The sequence below is a fragment of the Rhodococcus sp. EPR-134 genome, from assembly GCF_001647205.1.
GTDB classification, from domain to species: Bacteria; Actinomycetota; Actinomycetes; order Mycobacteriales; family Mycobacteriaceae; genus Rhodococcus_F; species Rhodococcus_F qingshengii.
Window position 1 is genome coordinate 1 of record NZ_LVCT01000514.1, and the last position, 373, is coordinate 373.

Below are 373 nucleotides of genomic sequence, written 5' to 3' on the forward strand. Positions count from 1 at the left end.
GTGCCGTCTTTCGAGCAGGGCGCTCTGGATTTCGGGACCATACCCGTCCGGACATTAGTTCTGGTTTGCTGAGCGTGAACGGTGCGTGGGGCGAATCGTTCGAGGGGACGAAAGGCGAGATCGGCGAATGACAGCGACTTCCGACGCACGGCGTACCGAATCGAACGCTGTCCAGAACACCGACTCGCCGTCCGGCGAAAATCCGCGCTGGCGCGACCGCAAGAGGTACCTGTGGCCGCTCGGATTGCTGATTCCACTCAGCCCGTTCCTCTCCTGGTTTCTCGTCGACAACCTTCGTCTCGGATTGTTCTGGGCGACCGGCGCGTGGCTACTGGTCATCGTCATCCCGATCATCGACATGCTGGCCGGTGAA

General features: G+C 61.1%; 1 pseudogene. It reads left to right on the forward strand.

Going from position 1 to position 373, the window contains the following annotated elements:
• Window positions 1-127 precede the first annotated feature (127 nt).
• Window positions 128-373: pseudogene (locus A2J01_RS23540) on the forward strand (alkane 1-monooxygenase); the annotation flags it as partial.